23 protein-coding genes are annotated in these 20,306 nt (G+C 37.9%); 4 read left to right on the top strand and 19 right to left on the bottom strand.

Annotated features, from left to right (window positions below):
• Window positions 1–40: 40 nt before the first annotated feature.
• Entirely contained in the window at window positions 41–445 is a 405-nt protein-coding gene (locus tag H9632_RS10225) for an Asp23/Gls24 family envelope stress response protein (protein ID WP_191704001.1), read from the bottom strand.
• Window positions 446–575: 130 nt separating this feature from the next.
• Window positions 576–1,649 carry a mechanosensitive ion channel family protein gene (locus tag H9632_RS10230; protein ID WP_191704002.1) on the bottom strand — a complete coding sequence of 358 codons (1,074 nt, stop codon included), beginning with the start codon at window positions 1,647–1,649 and terminating at the stop codon, window positions 576–578.
• Window positions 1,650–1,838: 189 nt separating this feature from the next.
• On the opposite strand from H9632_RS10230, the gene H9632_RS10235 reads away from it, so the two are divergent.
• Window positions 1,839–2,183: a nuclear transport factor 2 family protein gene (locus H9632_RS10235; protein ID WP_191704003.1), complete on the top strand. Its 345-nt coding sequence runs from the start codon at window positions 1,839–1,841 to the stop codon at window positions 2,181–2,183.
• 32 nt (window positions 2,184–2,215) lie between these two features.
• On the opposite strand, the gene H9632_RS10240 is transcribed toward H9632_RS10235, so the two are convergent.
• The 17 genes from H9632_RS10240 to H9632_RS10315 all read right to left on the bottom strand — a co-directional run bounded on the left by H9632_RS10240 (window position 2,216) and on the right by H9632_RS10315 (window position 15,381).
• Window positions 2,216–3,217 carry a VanW family protein gene (locus H9632_RS10240; protein WP_191704004.1) on the bottom strand — a complete coding sequence of 334 codons (1,002 nt, stop codon included), beginning with the start codon at window positions 3,215–3,217 and terminating at the stop codon, window positions 2,216–2,218.
• Window positions 3,218–3,337: 120 nt separating this feature from the next.
• Window positions 3,338–4,333 carry a M23 family metallopeptidase gene (locus tag H9632_RS10245; protein WP_191704005.1) on the bottom strand — a complete coding sequence of 332 codons (996 nt, stop codon included), beginning with the start codon at window positions 4,331–4,333 and terminating at the stop codon, window positions 3,338–3,340.
• 7 nt (window positions 4,334–4,340) lie between these two features.
• The gene (locus tag H9632_RS10250) at window positions 4,341–5,120 is read right to left on the bottom strand and encodes a polysaccharide deacetylase family protein (protein WP_191704006.1); all 780 of its coding nucleotides are present in this window, start codon (window positions 5,118–5,120) and stop codon (window positions 4,341–4,343) included.
• A 162-nt stretch (window positions 5,121–5,282) separates the two neighbouring features.
• Window positions 5,283–6,584: an NCS2 family permease gene (locus tag H9632_RS10255; protein ID WP_191704007.1), complete on the bottom strand. Its 1,302-nt coding sequence runs from the start codon at window positions 6,582–6,584 to the stop codon at window positions 5,283–5,285.
• A gap of 279 nt (window positions 6,585–6,863) precedes the next feature.
• A complete protein-coding gene (gene accC, locus H9632_RS10260; RefSeq protein WP_191704008.1) occupies window positions 6,864–8,228 on the bottom strand; it encodes an acetyl-CoA carboxylase biotin carboxylase subunit in 1,365 nt (454 codons plus the stop codon).
• Window positions 8,229–8,243: 15 nt separating this feature from the next.
• Window positions 8,244–8,738: an acetyl-CoA carboxylase biotin carboxyl carrier protein gene (gene accB, locus H9632_RS10265; RefSeq protein ID WP_191704009.1), complete on the bottom strand. Its 495-nt coding sequence runs from the start codon at window positions 8,736–8,738 to the stop codon at window positions 8,244–8,246.
• Between the two features lie 193 nt (window positions 8,739–8,931).
• Window positions 8,932–9,465 carry a SpoIIIAH-like family protein gene (locus H9632_RS10270; protein WP_191704010.1) on the bottom strand — a complete coding sequence of 178 codons (534 nt, stop codon included), beginning with the start codon at window positions 9,463–9,465 and terminating at the stop codon, window positions 8,932–8,934.
• Window positions 9,462–9,839: a hypothetical protein gene (locus tag H9632_RS10275; RefSeq protein WP_191704011.1), complete on the bottom strand. Its 378-nt coding sequence runs from the start codon at window positions 9,837–9,839 to the stop codon at window positions 9,462–9,464. The genes H9632_RS10270 and H9632_RS10275 overlap by 4 nt, the downstream gene beginning before the upstream one ends.
• A 66-nt stretch (window positions 9,840–9,905) precedes the next feature.
• Window positions 9,906–10,040: a hypothetical protein gene (locus tag H9632_RS18985; protein WP_263618324.1), complete on the bottom strand. Its 135-nt coding sequence runs from the start codon at window positions 10,038–10,040 to the stop codon at window positions 9,906–9,908.
• Window positions 10,037–10,948: a stage III sporulation protein AE gene (locus tag H9632_RS10280; RefSeq protein ID WP_191704012.1), complete on the bottom strand. Its 912-nt coding sequence runs from the start codon at window positions 10,946–10,948 to the stop codon at window positions 10,037–10,039. The genes H9632_RS18985 and H9632_RS10280 overlap by 4 nt, the downstream gene beginning before the upstream one ends.
• Window positions 10,948–11,325: a pyruvate formate-lyase gene (locus H9632_RS10285; protein WP_191704013.1), complete on the bottom strand. Its 378-nt coding sequence runs from the start codon at window positions 11,323–11,325 to the stop codon at window positions 10,948–10,950. Before H9632_RS10285 ends, H9632_RS10280 begins: the two co-directional genes overlap by 1 nt.
• Before the next feature lie 4 nt (window positions 11,326–11,329).
• Window positions 11,330–11,536: a stage III sporulation protein AC gene (locus H9632_RS10290; protein ID WP_191704014.1), complete on the bottom strand. Its 207-nt coding sequence runs from the start codon at window positions 11,534–11,536 to the stop codon at window positions 11,330–11,332.
• A 104-nt stretch (window positions 11,537–11,640) separates the two neighbouring features.
• Window positions 11,641–12,645 (bottom strand): NAD(P)H-dependent flavin oxidoreductase, encoded by a 1,005-nt coding sequence (locus tag H9632_RS10295; protein WP_191704015.1) that lies wholly within the window; start codon window positions 12,643–12,645, stop codon window positions 11,641–11,643.
• A gap of 179 nt (window positions 12,646–12,824) precedes the next feature.
• Window positions 12,825–13,382, bottom strand: a complete 558-nt coding sequence (gene efp, locus H9632_RS10300; protein WP_191704016.1) for an elongation factor P — start codon at window positions 13,380–13,382, stop codon at window positions 12,825–12,827.
• A 17-nt stretch (window positions 13,383–13,399) separates the two neighbouring features.
• A complete protein-coding gene (locus tag H9632_RS10305; protein ID WP_191704059.1) occupies window positions 13,400–14,461 on the bottom strand; it encodes a M24 family metallopeptidase in 1,062 nt (353 codons plus the stop codon).
• A gap of 15 nt (window positions 14,462–14,476) precedes the next feature.
• On the bottom strand, window positions 14,477–14,905 hold the full coding sequence (gene aroQ, locus H9632_RS10310) for a type II 3-dehydroquinate dehydratase (RefSeq protein ID WP_191704017.1): 429 nt from the start codon (window positions 14,903–14,905) through the stop codon (window positions 14,477–14,479).
• A 68-nt stretch (window positions 14,906–14,973) separates the two neighbouring features.
• Window positions 14,974–15,381 (bottom strand): DNA helicase, encoded by a 408-nt coding sequence (locus H9632_RS10315; protein ID WP_191704018.1) that lies wholly within the window; start codon window positions 15,379–15,381, stop codon window positions 14,974–14,976.
• A 235-nt stretch (window positions 15,382–15,616) separates the two neighbouring features.
• On the opposite strand from H9632_RS10315, the gene H9632_RS10320 reads away from it, so the two are divergent.
• From H9632_RS10320 to H9632_RS10330, 3 genes are all read left to right on the top strand, one after another.
• Window positions 15,617–16,504 carry a DUF1385 domain-containing protein gene (locus H9632_RS10320; RefSeq protein ID WP_225223786.1) on the top strand — a complete coding sequence of 296 codons (888 nt, stop codon included), beginning with the start codon at window positions 15,617–15,619 and terminating at the stop codon, window positions 16,502–16,504.
• 235 nt (window positions 16,505–16,739) lie between these two features.
• Window positions 16,740–18,458 carry an ABC transporter ATP-binding protein gene (locus tag H9632_RS10325; RefSeq protein ID WP_191704020.1) on the top strand — a complete coding sequence of 573 codons (1,719 nt, stop codon included), beginning with the start codon at window positions 16,740–16,742 and terminating at the stop codon, window positions 18,456–18,458.
• Window positions 18,455–20,251 (top strand): ABC transporter ATP-binding protein, encoded by a 1,797-nt coding sequence (locus H9632_RS10330; RefSeq protein WP_191704021.1) that lies wholly within the window; start codon window positions 18,455–18,457, stop codon window positions 20,249–20,251. Before H9632_RS10325 ends, H9632_RS10330 begins: the two co-directional genes overlap by 4 nt.
• Window positions 20,252–20,306: the final 55 nt, after the last annotated feature.

The raw sequence follows: 20,306 nt of genomic DNA on the forward strand, positions 1-20,306 counted from the left end.
GCTTTATTGGAAAATAAGCTCGGTCACATGGTTCATATTATTATTCTGCGTCTTTTGAATTTTCAAACTGAATACCCGTAATATGGATATTTACTTCACTCGTTTCGATAGCTGTCATATTTAGAATAGCTTGACGAATTGTTGTTTGTACTTCTTTTGCTACCTTTGGAATCGCAAAGCCATATTTCACTGTACAGAAGACATCAATGACAATATTGCCTTCTTCCGACATAGCCGATTTTATGCCTTTTGAATGTACTTTTTTACCGAAGCGCTCGGCAACACCTGACGCGAAATTTCCGCGAGTTGCTGCAATTCCTTCTACTTCTGTTGCAGCAATACCTGCAATTACTTCAATTACTTCTGGCGCTACTTCAATCTTTCCTAGCTCTTCTTTGCCAACTGGTGTAGGTTGAACAAATGCTACATGTTGTTTCTCAGCCATTTGTGATACATCCTCTCTTATGTAAACTAATGGATTTCTAACGCTTTTACTTTAAATCCTTATGTTCAGTATACTACAATTATACACTTCATGTAGAATGGTTACGCCACTTTTCTAACAGGAACGTTTATTATCCGTCATTCCAAACAAATTGCCCTTGATTTGGGTCCACTAGTTTTACGTCGTTTGCCTCGCAATAATGCTTTGCAGCAAATAGTATATCCTGTCGTACCTTCAGCATAATATCCGAGTCGTTTGTATCGACAAAATAACGAATAAGAATGCGACAACTATTTGGTCTAAGCTCATCCAACGCTACATGGATAACATTTTTTGACGTCTTCGGATGCAGTGAAATCTGCTTGCGTAATCTTTCAATGAACTTCACGATTGCCTCTTCACTATTATCATTTGAAAGAAACAAATAATGCTCCACTTTCCGCTGTGTGCGCTTTGATAAATTGTAGATAGGTCGATTCACCAAATAGGAGTTCGGTACATAGACCAACCCTTTATCAGACGTCTGGATAAGGGTACTTCGTAAATTAATATCTTCAATTGTCCCATCAATTTTTTCGTCACTGGACATTACCCAATCGCCAACTTGAAATGGTTTATCAAGCGCAACACTCATCCCGCCGAAAATATGAGCCAGTGTATCACGAATACCAAAAGCCAGCGCTACCCCTGTTAATCCAAGTGCTGTTAAAAACCCATTTAAATTAAAATTCCACAATGAAGCAATTGTAAACATCGCAATTGTCATTACAGCAACTTTACTAATCCGTAAGAAAAATGGAGTCAAAATATCCTGATCTTTCCCTGTTTCAAATCGATGGGGATTTTTCAAATAAAAACTCAGTACATCATAAAGTGCATTAAATGCAAAAAACACATAAACCGAATCAATATAAATACTTAGCTTTTCATTGTCAAATAGCCACACTTCCACTAAAAGAGATACTGCTATTACAATTAAACTGAAAATAAGCGCATTGCGGATTGATGGATAAACACTTTTTGCAATATCACTCATTACCGGATGATTTTTCTTATTTAACAAATCCGCTATTTTAAATAGAAGCGGGCGAATAATTAATCGGATGATAAGTAAACCAACGATTAATATCGCAGCAGCAGCTAATGCATCTGGTAATGTAGGCACAGTAACAGACGGTATTAACCATTTAATTGATTCCCACATAGCTTCACCTTCTTTACAACTTTAAATCAAAATCATACCATGTATTGAAATGGTTTGACTAACCCAATGAAAATTCCGAATATTCATTCGTTCTATACTGCATCATCTTGATTTTTGGCTTTTAAGTTTGTATTATTTTCCTTACAAACAATATGCTCAACTATTCAGCATTAAAACGGAGGAATCGTTATGAAATCATTAAAGGAACAGTTTTTACAGTTAGAACAACAACTCATGCTTTACCGTAAGCGTGATTTTACAGCTTATTTAAGCGAAGATTTTAAAGAATTTGGTTCCTCTGGTGGCATTATGGATAAAAATTTCCTACTTGAAAATGTAACCGAACAAGGCTTTGACAAAGTCTATTATGACGTCACAGACTTTGAAGCGCTACTACTTGCAGACGATATTGTTCAAACAAGGTTCATTACAACGAATTTAACAAATGGTAAACAACAAAACCGTAGCTCACTTTGGCGCAACGAAAATGGGATATGGCGCATGTTTTTCCATCAAGGTACACCGTCAATTTAAAAAGCCACTCTCAATCGAGAGCAGCCCATATTTTAAGACTTTTTTAATACATCCTTATATTGATGTGTAGTCCGTAATTCAATGGTGAGTGTGTTCTTCGAATAAAAAGTTCTAATTAAGAACGGCACCCCGCTATTATTCTGGAATTTAAAATCCAATGTGCCATATGAAACCGTTGCATCTCTGCCAGTTGGCACATAGCCGATGTTTAGAGAATGATGGTGCCTTTCCTTCATTTTAACTCCAAGTTGATCCACTGCATTAAATAATGTGGAAGATGTTTGGCAAATACCTCCACCAATACCCATTACTAGCTGCTTATTAATTATTTCTGGGGCTGGTTGGTAGCCTTTTGACACCGATCGTTCACCAACCATTGTATTGAATGAAAAAGTGTCTCCATCACCCACTACTATATTATTGAGTGCAATTGCTGAAAGCTCGATATTTCTGCTTCTTCCTGTTTCAGAAGAAGAGAAATATGTAGTATATGAAGCAACTGTAACATCATTCATTAAAGGGATGTCCTCAGCATTATAATTACTTTCCAGCAAGTATAAAGGTAAAAAAATGTCTTCACCTTTATATGAAGCAGCAATTACTTTTTCCACTAATTCACTTTCCTTTAAAAGGATTCCTGGATTCCCCTTAATAATCTCACCATTAGCGTCCACTCTATCCAATTCCATTTGTTGATCATAGCCAGGGATATCCTTAGTTCCTCTAGCTAATTCCCTTGCTATTTCTTCGACCTTTGATTTGTACAATTTGTCATCCACACCAAACCCCATTAATTGCGGAGAAAAGGTTTTAACAATCTGTAAAGTTCTCGGATCAATTAAGGTAATAACGACTGGGTAGATGAACTGTTGCTCCGAAATGGCGACTTCTGAAGTAGAAGTTAGATTATCTGAAACGACGTCCAAAACTTGTTCATCCATTTCAGCATTCCCTTCGTCCGTTACCCTCAAATTCTGTTGACAACCCGATAAAATGCAGACACTTATAAAAAAATAAATAACCCATGTTTTCATTTTATTTCCCCTATCTATAAAAGCAAAGATTGTCTAGTCTATTCAGAAATTTTTTTTTAGTACCGTTACTTTTATAGGTAAGGAAGGGGATAGATGATAAGTATAATGAATTTAACCACTTTATTTTTTCGCGTTCTTCGCTTCTATTTCCCATCTGGTAAGGGCAGGATAAGGATCAAACGCCCATTCTGTCCGTCCATTGAATTTATAAATTCCATAATGGAGATGCGGCGGAAATTTCCCTGCTGTCCCCTCCTTTCCGTACCCAGTACTTCCAACATACCCTATAACTTGTCCTGTCTTTACAATATCGCCCTCTTGTAAGCCTTTTTCAAAATAAGCTAGGTGAGCATAATAGTGGTAGGAGTTATGATTATCTCGTATTCCAATACGCCACCCACCAAATTGATTCCATCCCATTACTTCTACTACACCATAAGAAGTGGAAAGTACGGGTGTATTGTAAGGAGCATATATATCTGTTCCTTCATGGTTTCTCCTTCCACCCCATCCACGATTGGCTCCCCATGTACCGCTATAGCTATAGTCAGCTCCAATTACAATCGGAAACGTATGCTGGTCCAGTTCAATTGTTCTAAACTTCTCATATAATTTGGCTATCGCGACTATTTGATTGACAGATATTTCGTTTTTATAGTAATCCCATAATGCTAACTTAAAATTGTCTTCACCATAGCCATACTGTCTTAAATAGTTGGCCATCGATAGCAATACATCTTCATCATTCGTTTTATCGGCAATGCCATCCCCGTCGCCATCGATGCCCAACCCATTAAAATAGGCAATGGAAAGTGGAGATTTATCATTTTCTGACGGATTTAATGCCCCAGACCAAAACTCATCTGAAAATTGTATAGCGATTACTGATTCGCGTTTTGGTATATCCGTACGGACCTCTTGGATATTGCGCTCAAATTGGTCAACGGCCGCTAAATAATACCATGGCATCAATACATTTTCATGTTTCATATAATAGCTCATTCTTTTTTGTACTAATCGCTCTTTCGTCGGGGGACTCTCGGATTCCGAAGCTTCTGCAATCGGTATAAATACCCATAAAAAGGCAGTTGTAATGATTATTGCAAGTCGGTTCATAGCTCCCTCACTCCTCTACGACATGATGCTTTTCTTCATTTTGTAAATGAATCATTTGGGAGACCGTAATAAATTTATATCCTTCTTTTTTAAGCTCTGGCAAGATTTTTTCCATTGCTTTTACCGTTTGCTCTCGATTCCCACCACCATCATGAAACAATATGACATCCCCATTTTTCAGCCCATTTAATACTGTAGTGACAATTTTGTTTACACCTGGTTCTTTCCAGTCTTCTGTATCCTGATGCCAGGACCACATTACAATTTTGTAGCCTTTTTTCACAACCTCATTTACAATAGGCTCCGTATAGTATCCTTCAACTGGTCGAAATAAATATGGCTTTTCCCCCGTTATGCTAAAAATAACATCCGACGTTTGGTCAATTTCCTCTAAGATGTGGGAGACTGATTTTGTATTCGGATGGGTATATGTGTGATTTGCAATTTCATGTCCATCTTCAGACATACGAAGCACAACTTCGGGACTTTTCTCAGCGTGCTGTCCCACGATGAAAAAAGTTCCCTTTGCTTCATATTGTTCGAGCAAATCCAAGATCTGCTCTGTATACTTTGGGTGCGGCCCATCATCAAATGTAAGTGCTACAACTTTTTCGTCTGTTTTTATATCCCAAATAATATGTCCTGTCTCTTCATAATACTGGCGTCCTTTTTCTAAAGATTTTGCATTCGTTGCCCCGAGACTATGGAAAACATAGAATGCCGCAAATAAAAATAAAAGAACTAAAAATAAAATAAAGGCGATTCTTTTAATTCTTTTTCTCGTCACATTATCACTTCCTTCATTGTTTTACTCTTCATTAGTATTTAGAGAAACGTAAAAAAAATGTACTTAATTTAAAGTGAAATAAATCCAATTAAAACATGGTTAAAATTGGAATTTAAAAACAAAAAAAGTGTTGTTTCAAAAAGAAACAACACTTTTCTTAATTTAATGTGGTAAATAAGCTAACTGTAATACAAATAAAACCGCAAATATATAAACAAGCGGATGTACTGCACGCCCGCGACCTTTAATCAGCATAATAAGTGGATAACTGATAAATCCTAAAGCAATCCCTGTTGAAATGCTTGAAGTTAACGGCATCGATAAAATAACTAAAAATGCAGGAAACGCATCTTCCATTTCATCCCAATTTATGTGCTTTACAACACTAATCATTAAACTCCCTACAATAATCAGTGCCGGTGACGTAATCGCCGCTACAACTGATAAGGAGCCAACAAGAGGTCCGAAAAATGAAGCAAAGATGAATAGCACAGCAACTGTTAATGCAGTTAAACCTGTACGTCCACCTACCGCTACACCAGAGCCGGATTCTAAATATGCTGTTGAAGGACTTGTCCCAAACATCGCACCAGCAGTGGTTGCAAGTGAATCGGAAATAAGTGCTTTACGTGCACGAGGTAATTTTCCATCCTTCAATAATCCTGCCTGCTTTGATACTCCGATTAATGTACCTGTCGTATCAAATAATGTAACTAAAATGAATGAAAAAATAACACCATATAAACCATATTCTATAACTTCCTGAATCGCTGTAATCGGATTAAATACAATTAAGCCTTCCGGAAGATGCGGTAGCGCTACTACTTTATCAATCGAAAGCTGTCCAGTGAACATCGCAATAACAGCGGTCACAATCATACCGATAAAAATTGCCCCGTTTACTTTACGTGCCATTAATGCGACCGTTATGAACAACCCGATAAATGTAAGTAAAGGTGCCGGTTCCGTAATATCTCCAAACTTGACTAAATTGGAAGTATCCGCCACGACAATTTCAGACATACGAAGCCCGATGAAAGCAATAAATAAGCCAATCCCTGCTGTAATCGCCAACTTAAGGTTTTCCGGAATGGCTTTTATCAGCATCTCACGGAATGGCGTTAAACTAATAATAATAAATAAAATACCTGCAATAAATACTGCTGAAAAGGCAGTAGTATAAGTAATCTCACCATTTGAGGCTAATACAACAGTATAAGTAAAATATGCGTTTAATCCCATACCCGGAGCAACGGCGATCGGATAGTTCGCACAAAGCGCCATCCAGCCTGTCCCGATAACTGCTGCGATAATTGTTGCCATAAACACTTGATCAACCGGAACACCAGCACCTGATAAAATAATTGGGTTTACAATGATGACATAAGCCATCGTTAAAAATGTAGTTAAACCCGCAAATAATTCACGCTTAACTGTCGTTCCATTTTCTTTTAATTGAAACATTTGCATAACCTTCTTTCAAACACGAACATTTTTAAACAACTTATATATAATATTCGTTTATAGAGCGAAATGCAATCATTTTACATAAATTTAGTATATGTTTTAATTTTCTATATAATCAGAAATTTATATAAGAGAAATCTTGAATAGACTGCATTTATCTATTGTTCCCTGTTTTTCAAACAATCATTCGTAGTATCCTCTATTAGGTAAATGAAAAAAGCGTTGTAAATTTTAATTCTAAAATTTACAACGCTTGTATTTTTTTATTTAAAGCGATTAAGACTTCACATTCACGCCTAAAATATCATTCTCTTCAAGGAACTTCGTGTTGAATTTCGCTGATTTGAATACGTCGTTGTTCATTAAAGCTTGGTGGAATGGAATTGTTGTGTTAATTCCAGGTCCAGCTACTTCGAACTCTGATAAAGCACGATCCATTTTAGCGATTGCTTCCTCACGCGTGTCAGCATGTACAATCAGTTTTGCTACCATTGAATCGTAATATGGCGGGATTGTATAGCCTGCATATACAGCAGAATCAATACGAACACCATATCCGCCTGGAACAACATACGTTTCTACCGTACCTGCTGAAGGCATGAAGTTTTTGTATGCGTTTTCAGCGTTAATGCGGCACTCAATTGCCCAACCGTTGATTTTAATGTCTTCTTGCTTGAATGGCAGCTTTTCGCCAGAAGCGATTTTTAATTGTTGCTGTACTAAGTCTACACCTGTGATCATTTCTGTTACAGGATGCTCAACTTGGATACGTGTGTTCATTTCCATGAAGTAGAATTTATCTTCTTGGTAATCATAGATGAACTCGATTGTACCCGCACCTTCATAGTTACAAGCAAGCGCTGCTTTCACAGCTGCTTCACCCATTTGTGCACGACGCTCTTCAGATAGTGCCGGTGATGGCGCTTCCTCAACTAGCTTTTGCATACGGCGTTGTACCGTACAGTCGCGCTCACCAAGATGAACAACATTGCCAAAGCTGTCTGCTAATACTTGAATTTCACAGTGACGGAAGTACTCAATGAATTTTTCCAAATAAACACCAGGGTTACCGAATGCTGCAGCGGCTTCTTTTTGAGTAATCTCAATACCTTTTACAAGATCCTCTTCAGTGCGTGCTACACGGATTCCTTTACCACCACCACCAGCAGTTGCTTTAATGATGACTGGGTAACCGATTTTCGCTGCCCATTGTTTACCTGTTTCGATATCCGGCACAATGCCAGTACCAGGAACTAAAGGAACGTTTGCCGCTTCCATCGTGTCACGGGCAACGTCCTTAATCCCCATAATTTTAATCGCATCCGAAGAAGGACCGATAAATTTAATACCCGCGTTTTCACAAGCCTCTGCAAATGCTGCGTTTTCCGCCAAGAAGCCATATCCAGGATGGATTCCGTCAGCACCTGTTTTTTGTGCTACCCCTAAAACAGCCGGGAAACTTAAATACGAATCTTTCGATAATTTAGGACCGATGCAATATGCTTCATCCGCTAACTTTACGTGTAACGCATCCGCGTCAGCTTCCGAATATACTGCAACTGTTTGAATACCAAGCTCTTTACATGCACGGATAATACGTACCGCAATTTCGCCACGGTTTGCGATTAATACTTTTTTCATTGATAGTTACGCTCCTTATTCAGCTTTTACTAGGAATAAAGGTTGACCATACTCTACTAATTGGCCGTCTTGTACTAAAATTTCTACAATTTCCCCTTTAATTTCAGCTTCGATTTCGTTGAATAACTTCATTGCTTCTACGATACATACGATTGACTCATCGCCTACTTTGTCGCCTACTTTTACGTAAGGTGCTGCTTCAGGGTTTGGAGATTGATAGAAAGTTCCGACCATTGGAGAAGTGATTTTATGTAAATCAGCTGCGTTTTCCACTGGTGCTGGAGTTTCTACTTTTGGAGCCGGTGCTGGGATTGAAGCTACCGCTGTTGGAGCAGGTGCTGCAACTTGCGCTACTGGTGCCTCCTCTACCTTTTTAGGAGCTACTACTTCTGTTACACCATTCTTTTTCTTTAATTTAACCTTTGCGCCGTCCGCTTCATAAACAAACTCGTCGATAGATGATGCATCTACTAATTTAATAATTTCTCGGATTTCTTGAACTTTGAACATTCTTAACTCTCCCTTTAAAAAAGTAATAACAATACAAACCCTATTTTATAATTTTTCCGACTATTTTGAAATACTTTATTTTAAATTACATAAAAATAGGCATAAAACAGAACAAATGTATATTAAAACAAAGAAATAAATAATCATCTGCTATATAACACAGCTCTGTTATTCACTTTAATAGGACGAGCGGTTAATTAAAAGGTTCAAACTTTACTTGTACGTTTACATAGTCATTAAATTCAGAACGAACGATATACATAATTTCACTTGCCTGCTTGTTTGATATCTCATCAGACATAACCGTTACCATTACTTTTTCATCGTCAATTCGGACAAGTGCATCGGAATAGCCGATTGATTTAATAAGCATTTCCAACATTGCCTCTGAAGACTCTAGTTTAATAAGTTCGTCCATTTCATTGAATGCCGTATTCTTTTCTTCCGCGCTGTATTCATCGGATGCAATCTTTTGTGTTAATTGCGCTTTCAATTGGCTTCGTTTGTTTGCTTGCTCTAGGCGCACTTCCTGGAATAAATCACTTTCTGAATTAACTGGTTGAGTTAGATTTTGGTTAACTCCTAAAATATCCGTTTCATTAATAGCTTCATCGGAAAAAATCGATAAAATATTCGGTGTATTGTCTTCAAAAATGTAGAATACAGAAATTACCGCAACTAGGCTTACTAATGTTAAAAACCATACTGTTCGCTTTTTCACTTTCACTTATTTTCCTCCTTAATTTGCATTGGTACAACTTGAATACGATGCGCCGGAATTTGAAGAACATGCCCTACCGTTTCCTTTAGCATGATTTTCACATCGGCCCTGTTTGCTCCTTGTGCCACAATAATGACACCTGATAGTTGTTCTTGTTGTGTCACAGCTAAAAACTGTTGTTCCCTTTGTTGATCATAGTGAAAATATACCTGTACTTGTCCGACTGAATGAATCTCACTTAATAAATTTGCAAGCTGTTCTTCATTTGAGCGATTTTTTTCCCCTTTCTCTGATTGTGGTAGAAGAAAGAATAAACTAAGAATAAATACAACGGCAATAAAGATTAAAACGATAGGACGATTCGCTTGTTTCTTTTCCACATTATTAAGCGTATGCGCCCCCTTCTCTACTAGAATTCAAAATAATGTATGAACGAAAGAACACGGTTATGCAAAGAATGAAAGAATTGTGCTTGTAACAAATAAATATAGGGCAAGCTTCACATAGACGTGCCACTGCTTTTCATCTGCAAACACAAGCAAACTGCTCCCCAGCAAAATAAATAGAAATAATTGAATCACGTTTTTCCTCCTATGGACATCTGCATAAAGAAAATAAATAATAGCACGATAAACATAATCGCAAAGCCGAGTAAAAAAGCGACTGCGCATAAAACAAACAGCGTCTTCCCGACATCATCAAACAAACTGCTTAAGCGCATATTCGTAAAAGGCTCGGTAACTGCACCCATGATTTTAAAAAGCAAGGCATGTAAGAGCAATACAGTTGCAGGATAAAAGGCCGCCCCCCAAACGATTGTTAAAAAGGATAATCCAATAAAAGTCGAAACAGTTGATTGGGTTTTTTGGAAAAAGGACAATCCTTCAACAATCAGACTTCCGATTAACGGAATGTTTTGTTCTATTAGTTTTTTTATAGGAGATTTCAATGCATCGTTTAATTGGATAAATGCAATACCGGATAATGTAAGAATAGATGTGAGAGCCACAACAGAAGCAATCATGACGCTCAATATGGAAGAGCGAATAAGGTCTGCAGCTTTAGTAAAGGAAATTGCAGGATATATTTTCGTACATACATCGAAAACTAAGGCGAGGACAAGGGCTGGTATTAATATGTTCGTACTGACAAATAAAATAACTTGAACAAATATAATGATAATAGGATTCCAGGCGATTGCTGTAAAAACAGTTTGAATTGTCAACAGCATGAACGTCATAATCGGTAATATAGCCATGAAAAAATTTTGAAGCAATGCAATCAACTCATATAATACGACAAAAGCATCGACTACATTTTGTGCAAATACAACGATGAAAAGCAGTATAAATAGCTGTTCTATTAACACGGCTTCACTCGGTACTAAGGCAATTAACAGCAAATACAATAAAATGTAGATTGCAACGAGCAATAATGAAAATAACAAAGATTGAAACGGCTCTGTAAAGATTGAAAAGAACGTCTCCATTACTGTAGCCTTTCTAATAGTTGGATTAACACCTGAAACTTAGGTTGCAATAGATTGATCCAATATAAAACTGCTGTCATACGTATGGACAATGTAACCAGCGTCGCAAATGCATCATACTCATATTGCTCCAATAGCTGGCAGATCAACTCATTCATTAGGAAAAGCAATGCCGTAAACAATAGCCCCTTACTATATGGAACACTGTTAAAAATAACGGCCAGTCGCTGCCAAAGTGGAATTAATTGTTCGCGAATAATAAATTGGAAAAAAATAAAAAAAGCGATGACGACAATAATCGAGTGCAACTTGTCCATTGTCTGTTTTAAAAATAAAAACAGAACTAAGTAAATGACACTAGCAAATAAGGCAATCATTTAGCTAGACTGCTGTCAACCATTGAAAAAATATGACAATCTCTTGAAAGAACAAGCGCAAAAATCGGATTAATTCAATCGTCATATATAAATACGCAATAAAGAATAAGAAAAATGAAAACTCTTTTTTTCCTAAATGTTCGAAAAATAAATGAAGAAGTGCAATAATCAACCCAACCCCTGCAACACGAAGCACATCTTGTAATTCCAATAAAGCCCTCCTTCCTTAACGAAACTATATGCAATTCATAACGAAATAAGCACAAAAAATACCGATGAGAAAGTTTTTATCCTTCCTCATCGGTGATTTTTCCATTAATGATATAACTGCCCGATAATCTCTTTTATCGATCCTTCTTTAGCCAAATAGCTATTTTCCCCCATCCATAAGGACATGTATTCGGGCTTATTTTGATTAGCACTCTCTTTCCGAATATGTAATGTTAAATAATGCTGGATTGGATAAGGTGCAACTATAGCATCCTTTAACTGCTCGGTAAATTTATTTTTAAGACCACGTGCATATTTTCCTGTAAATGCCTTAGTCAATGTTGTGGACTCTTGTGGAGAATTCAAAATGGCATTTTTGTGGGGTTTTGCAGCACCACACTCATGGGCCGTCAATAATACCGTTCCAACTTGTACAAATGAGGCCCCTATTTCAAGCATGCTGTTTACATGCTTTTTTGTCATTATGCCCCCTGCAGCAATAATCGGAATCGATACTTTTTCCCGTACAGTCATCACTAAATCCGCTGTAGCAATTAGTTCGATAGGCTCGGTAAATGAACCTCGGTGACCGCCTGCTTCCCGGCCCTGTAAAACAACTGCATCTAGCCCTGCCTTTTCAACCGCAATAGCTTCTTCGATTGTTGTTGCTGTGCCAATCAAATACACATCATGCGACTTCAATTTCATAATGGTATCTTCGTCGGGAATGCCAAATGTAAACGATACTATATTTACACCTTCATCAATAATTGCTTGAACTTGCCCATCGAAAACTTCTGTCGATATAACGCGTTGTATATTTGGTATTCCCAGTTCATCATAAATCGGCTGTAACGCCGAACGTGCATCTTGAAGGACAGTAACATCAATTCCAGGCTCCTCCTGAATGAACAAATTTACACTAAATGGCTTATTCGTTATTGATTTAACTTTTTTAATGAATTCCTTCGTCTCATCGCCATTTAAATAGCCTGCTCCAATCGAACCTAATACTCCCACTTCACAACAAGCCGCCACAAATTCAGGAGTTGTAATACCTGCCATCGGTGCTTGAATTATTGGCTTTTCAATCGAAAACTTTGATTTCATAGTCGTTCCACTCCTTTCTTTAATTATACTAACCTAACCCTTAATTATCTATAATTTCTAGTGAATGGAAGGTGTATGTATATTCCCTATAATATAGATTGTCACAATAAAAATAGGGATACCGCAAGAAATGCAGTATCCCTATCTTTTAAATGCAGGAATTCACTTATACGTACAGATTATGCACGTGAAACGTAAGAACCTTCAGTTGTGTTGATGATTAGTTTGTCACCTTGGTTAACGAAGAATGGTACGTTTACCATTAAGCCTGTTTCCATTTTAGCTGGTTTAGTACCGCCTGAAGCTGTATCGCCTTTAATACCCGGCTCTGTTTCAGCTACTTCTAAAATAACTGTATTCGGTAATTCGATACCGATTAGCTCACCTTGATAAGATTGGATATGAAGCTCCATATTTTCTAATAAGTAGAATAACTCTTCTTTAATTTGTGCTTCAGATAAAGTAGTTTGATCGTAAGACTCCATGTCCATGAATACGTGCTCGTCACCTTGTGCATATAAATATTGCATTTTGCGGTTTTCGATCATCGCTTTTTCTACTTTTTCACCAGCACGGAATGTTTTTTCTGTTACGTTACCATTACGTAAGTTACGTAATTTAGAACGCACGAATGCAGCACCTTTACCTGGTTTTACGTGTTGGAATTCAAGTACGCGGAATAAGTTACCGTCAACGATAATTGTTAGACCTGTACGGAAATCGTTTACTGAGATCATGAGTTGTTTCCTCCAAATTATAAAATAATTAATTCTTTTGTCGAATGTGTTAGTACTTCATTACCCGTTTTTGTGATTAAAATATCGTCCTCAATTCGAACGCCACCAATTCCAGGAATGTAGACACCCGGTTCAATTGTTACAACCATATTCGGCTCCAGCACAGTTTCAGAACGGAATGATAACCCAGGTCCTTCATGCACTTCCAAGCCGATACCATGACCTGTTGAATGACCAAATGCACTGCCTAAGCCTTTTGATTTTAAGTAATCACGTGCCACTGCATCTGCTTCGATCCCTGTCATGCCTGGACCCACTTTTTCAAGTGCCAGAAGCTGAGACTCGAGTACAGCATTGTACATATCTACCAACTTCTCTGAAGGTTGTCCTACAGCGATTGTACGTGTTATGTCCGAAATGTATCCATTATAGTAAGCACCAAAATCAAGGGTTACAAAATCGCCCGTTTCAATAATTTTATTTGTCGCTACACCATGTGGCAGTGCTGAGCGCAATCCACTTGCAACAATAATATCAAAAGAAGAACTTGTAGCACCTTGTTTACGCATGAAAAATTCTAATTCATTCGAAACCTCAAGCTCTGTTATACCAGGCTTGATGAACTTTAAAATATGTGTAAATGCATTATCCGCAATTTCACAAGCAACCTTAATAATATTAATCTCTTCTGCAGTCTTAATCAAGCGAATTTTTTCAATTAAGCCTGAAACTGGGATAAAATCGATTTTCACTGCAGATTTATATACTTCATATGTACCAAAATGTATAGCATCCTTTTCAAATGCCAATGATTTCACGCCCATTAGCTCTACTTGTTTTGCTACTTCATCAAAAATTGTCCCAGTATGCTGAGCAATTCGAAAATCTTTAATCTGCTCGGAAGCCTGCTCCGTATATCGGAAATCGGTAATAAATACCGCATCATTTTGCGAGACAATTGCCACTCCTGCAGTCCCAGTAAAACCTGTCATATAGCGACGGTTATACTCGTTTGTAATCAATAAAGCATCTACATTATGCTCAATTAAAGCCTGACGTAATTTTGCTAGTTTCACGATTTCTCATTCCCCTTTTTATTGTTGTAAAAACTTGCGGATGGCCAACTCATAGCCAAATGTACCAAGTCCACAAATTTGCCCTATACATTGTGCCGCCAATTTTGATTCGTGACGGAATGCTTCCCGTGCATGAATGTTTGAAATATGCACTTCGATTACCGGTACATGTACAGAAGCAATCGCATCCCGTAGCGCGATACTTGTATGTGTATATGCACCAGGATTAAAAACAATGCCATCTATGTCTGTGTCAGCTGCCTCATGGATCCAGTCAATGAGGATCCCTTCATGATTGGACTGGCGAAAGTCGATGGAAGCATTGAACGAACTTGCAAGCTTTTCACATTTCACCTTTACATCGTCCAATGTTTCAGCTCCGTAAATTTCCGGCTCACGCTTCCCTAAGCGATTTAAATTTGGACCATTTAAAATAAGTAGCTTCATCTATGTGTGCCCCTTTTTTCATACTGACCCTATTTTATCACAGACTTTTCAGACATCAATACTTTCACCTATCGATATATATATAACTTCTTATACTGGGCAGTTTCAATAATAAAACGCATTATCGTCAAAACTACTATGATAAAGGGAATCGATAACTTTTTCACCGAAGAAAATTCAATTGGAAGATCTAAAATCAGCCATTCCAAAATTACTGCAATAACCAGCCCTAAAATTAACGAAAATAAAAAAGGTGGCGCCTTAAACAAAAACTGTGCCAGTAACGTAATCACATACGCACATACTGCCAGGATTAAAAACAGAACAGCCCATCGTTCAAAGGCAGTCCATTCAAACCATTCATATTTTTTTAGAAAAGAAACGGGTTGCCATGGAATAAGACTAAAAAAGTGCAAACCTTTTAAACTGATGGTCATTAAAAGTGCTGCGACTATAGCCGTAATCAATAAATGCATACAAATCAAAACTCCTCTTTTTTTTACAGTATTGCCGTTTGTAAAAAAACTATTCGAATCAATAGTGCTTTTCACCAAAATTTAGTACAATATGAAAGTGAAACTTTAAGATGGATAAGGGTAGATTCCCTTCTATTTTTAAAGTACAAAAATAGAAATATAATTAGAGAGTGGTGTGCTGCAAGTGAGTAATAATGCGCCAGTATATGGTGGGCAAGCACTTTTAGAAGGTGTCATGTTCACCGGGCAAGATCATATGGTAACTGCAATTCGTCGAAATGATGATTCCATTGATTATTTCCACGTTAAAAAAGAGAAAAAGCCTATATATCAAAAACTGAAAAAAATTCCATTCGTTCGCGGTGTTGTGGCGTTAATCGAATCGGCAGGATTTGGATCTCGGCATTTACAGTTTGCTTCAGACCGCTATGAAGTGACACCAGGTGAAGAAGAAGAAAGCGGTGGTGAGGAACCATCGAAGTTAATGATGATTTTAGGCGTAGCCGTTATCGGTGTATTATCGTTTCTATTCGGGAAATTTGTCTTTACATTAGTACCGATGTTTCTGGCAGAATTTCTTAAACCATGGTTCCCCGGAAAAACTGTACAGATTCTTATCGAAACAGGCTTTAAGTTAGTTTTATTATTGGCCTACCTACAAATTATTACGATGACACCTTTAATTAAACGTGTTTTCCAATATCACGGAGCTGAGCATAAAGTAATTAACTGCTATGAAGCCGGCCTAGAATTGACGGTTGAGAATGTACAAAAGCAATCCCGCCTGCACTATCGTTGTGGCTCAAGCTTTATTTTATTCACAGTAATTGTCGGCATGTTTACATACTTCTTTGTGCCAGTAGATCCTCTATGGGTACGTCTTGTAAGTCGTATACTATTAATCCCAGTCGTAATCGGCATCTCATTTGAAGTATTACAAGCAACAAACGCGGTACGTGATATTCCCGGTTTACGTTATTTAGGTTATCCAGGTTTATGGCTGCAGCTTTTAACGACAAAAGAGCCAAAAGATGAAATGGTTGAAGTTGCCATTGCATCATTCAACAAGCTTCATGAAGTTGAAAAAAATCCGGCTATTGCACAAACTTTAGTGCATGACTAAGAAAACAGGAGTTGATTTGAATGTGAAAGCATTCAGCTCAACTCTTTTTTTCTTTATTATTTAGACTCTCGAAATAATTTTATTGAGTTCATTTAGATGAAATGGCATAATAGATATCAAATATGACAGAATTGTTAAAAATCATTTTAAAAGCTTCTGTAATCTAGAGAGCTTGGTTTTTATATAGGTAAATCAGAAGTTAAAATCTAAAGAATTCAACATGAGAGGTAATCACATGAAAACTATTTTCCAATTTATGAGGCGCTATAAATGGCCTGCCGCAATTGCCTTCTTTTTAATGCTTTTAGAGCTGACAAGCGACTTGATCCAGCCACTTTTCATGGCAAAGATGATCAATGAAGGTTTATTAGAAGAAAATTTGTCCAATGTTGCATTCTGGGGTGGCTGTTTATTTGTATTGGCACTGTTTTCCTTTATAAGCGGTGTTTTAAACTCCTTCTTCTCCGCACATGTCGCACATAGCTTCGGCTTCGATTTACGTAAGGCACTTTATAGTAAAATTCAATCGCTGACAATGGCTACATACTTAACATTTCCGACATCGGGTCTAATTACCCGGCTAACGAGTGATGTAACGCAAACAATGAATATTGTCTTTATGATGCTACGAATAGCAATGAAAGCACCATTAATGACAATAGGTTCGCTCATTATGGCATTTATCATCAATGCAAAACTTGCCTTGATCTTATGTGTAAGCTTTCCTTTTTTGCTTATCTTTCTCGTATGGATGGTATCGATTGGCATCAAGCTATTTGCACGAGTACAGCATCGACTTGATTTTGTGAACCGACAGCTTCAGGAAGGTTTGCAAGCTGTAAGATTGATCAAAGCATATATGCGGGGACAGTATGAAGAAAGCCGCTTTTTATCGGTCGCAGAAAACTTGAAGTTTGATACGATTAAAGCGACACGTGTTATGGAAATCGCTTTGCCTGTCCTTCAATTTGTGATGAATATTAGCTTACTTATTGTAATATGGGTTGGTGCAGATGCGATTCGGGAGAACGATATTCTTGCTGGGGACTTAGCTGCAATTATTAACTATGCATTCCGTATGACAGCTTCATTTTCTATTTTTTCATTTATTATTATTGCCTATGCCCGCGCCAAAGCTTCTGCTGAGCGTATTGAGGAAATTTTAAATGTTAACGAAGGAACTGAGGAAGTAGAGAAAAATGAAGCCCCTATTCTTGAAGACTTCTCGATTCGTTTTGATAATGTTTCTTTCCGTTATCCAACAACCGAACAGTATACGCTTCAGAATCTATCATTTTCAATTCATAGTGGCGAAAAAATAGCGATTATGGGCGCAACTGGCTCAGGTAAATCAACCATTTTACAGTTAATCGAACACTTTTACGAGGCTAACAGTGGTGCGATTTATATAAATGGTCACAATATAAAAGAAATCCCGTTACAACAATTGCGCCGCTCGATTACTTATGTCCCGCAGCAATCACTTCTTTTTTCAGGGACGATAGTGGACAACTTACGCTGGGGACAAAATGAAGCATCGCTTGAACAAATTATTGAAGCGACGAAAAAAGCACAAATTCATCAGTCCATTGAAAGCTTTGATAAACAGTACGAGACAATGATTGGACAACGCGGCATAAATTTATCAGGTGGCCAAAAACAACGTCTTGCCATTGCACGTGCCCTGCTGAAGCCAGCTTCATTACTCATTTTGGATGATAGTACTTCGGCGCTTGATGTTGCGACCGAGCAAAAATTATGGGAAGCGCTCGATTCAGAGTCATTAACAATGCTCGTTGTCACACAAAAAATTCAAACAGCACAAACGGCCGATCGCATACTACTTATTGATGAAGGTCAACTTCATGGCTTTGGCACACATGAGGAGTTATTAGAAACAAACGAATTGTATGCGAAAATTGTGGCTTCACAGCAGGAGGTGCTTGCCGAATGAAGATTTTCAACTATGAACCTATCATCACGAAAGAACAAATAAAAAATGCAAGCGGAAAAAAGAAGAAAGGCGAACGTGCTCAAAACTGGACGTACACTTTAAAACGTATTCTTGATTTTGTTGCCGAGCAAAAAATGCTTCTAATTACTGTGCTGCTTCTCGTCGTATTAAGCTCTGCACTCGCATTAATCGGACCATTTATTATCGGACGACTAATCGATCAGTTTATTGATGGCAGTTCGTTAAGCCAACTGCAATATTGGCTATATGGATTGGCGGTCATATATTTGCTCTACAGTTTAGCGAGCTATTTCCAAAATTACTGGATGGTCAGCATCGCTCAGCAAACGGTCTTTCGCATTCGTACACAGTTATACGGGCATTTTTTCAGGCTACCTCTTCGCTTTTTCGATAAAAGAAAGCACGGTGAATTAATGAGCCGCGCGACAAATGATATCGAAACAATCAGTGCAACCTTAAACAGTGCCTTCATCCAAGTCGTATCAAGTATATTAACATTGACGGGTACCGTAGCCGTCATGCTGTGGCTGAGTCCTGCTTTAACGCTCATCACGATGCTGATTGTGCCGCTTATGTTTTACGGCATGCGCTGGATTACAAAACGAACAAGCTTGTTATTTAAACAACAGCAAGCAGCCATTGGAGAAATGAATGGTTTAATTGAAGAATCGATCACAGGTCAGCATGTTGTTAAAGCCTTCTCTCAAGAAAACGAAATGCTGCGCCAATTTGATGAAAAAAATACGCGGATTCGCACTGTCGGCTTTTGGGCATTAACATATTCCGGCTTCATCCCAAAAGTCATGAACACCTTAAATAGCTTAAGTTTTGCAATTGTTGCATTTGCAGGTGGTCTTTTTGCCTACTATGGATATATTTCTATCGGGACAATTATTATTTTCACAGAATATGCACGTCAGTTTACCCGTCCGCTGAATGATTTGGCAAACCAATTTAACACCGTCTTATCTGCTCTTGCAGGTGCTGAACGTGTCTTTTTAATTATGGATGAAAAAGAAGATAAAACCGTTGGGGAAAATGTTGAGATACTCGGTAATGTCCGTTTCCAAAATGTTTCGTTCCAATATGATTCACAGGCATCCTCCCCTACTTTATCGAATGTGTCTTTTGAGGTGAAAGCAGGGCAATCGGTTGCGTTAATCGGCCAAACCGGAGCAGGTAAAACGACGATTATGCAGCTCTTAACAGGGCTATATGAAAAGACGGATGGGAAAATCGTTTTTGACGATATGAATATTGAAGAAATTTCCAAAGCCAGTCTACGTAGCCAAATGGCATTCGTATTACAGGATCCGTTTCTATTTGAAATGACGATAAAAGAAAACATACGCTACGGGAAACTTGATGCAACAGACGAGGAAATTTATGAGGCAGCGAAAAAAGCAAATGCCCATTCATTTATTGATAAGCTTCCAAATAAATACGATACAATTTTAAGCGCGGATGGCAGTCAAATCTCTCAAGGTCAAAAACAGCTGCTCTCTATTGCGCGTGCCTTCGTTGCAGACCCGAAAATTTTATTATTGGATGAAGCGACAAGCAGTATCGATACAGTGACTGAGCTCCATATTCAAGAGGCCCTTGAAAAGCTGATGGAAAATCGTACAAGCTTTATAATTGCACACCGTCTAAATACAATTCGCAAAGTCGATTATGTTATCGTGCTGAAACAAGGGAAAATTATCGAACAAGGAACGCGCCAGCAGCTTATTGAAAAACAAGGTGTGTTCGGACAAATGCTGAACGTGTAGGCATAAAAAGAGCTAAGGCATCTTAATAAATATACAAAACCGCCCATGTTGCACT

The organism is Solibacillus merdavium (assembly GCF_014836935.1).
Taxonomy (GTDB): Bacteria; Bacillota; Bacilli; order Bacillales_A; family Planococcaceae; genus Solibacillus; species Solibacillus ferritrahens.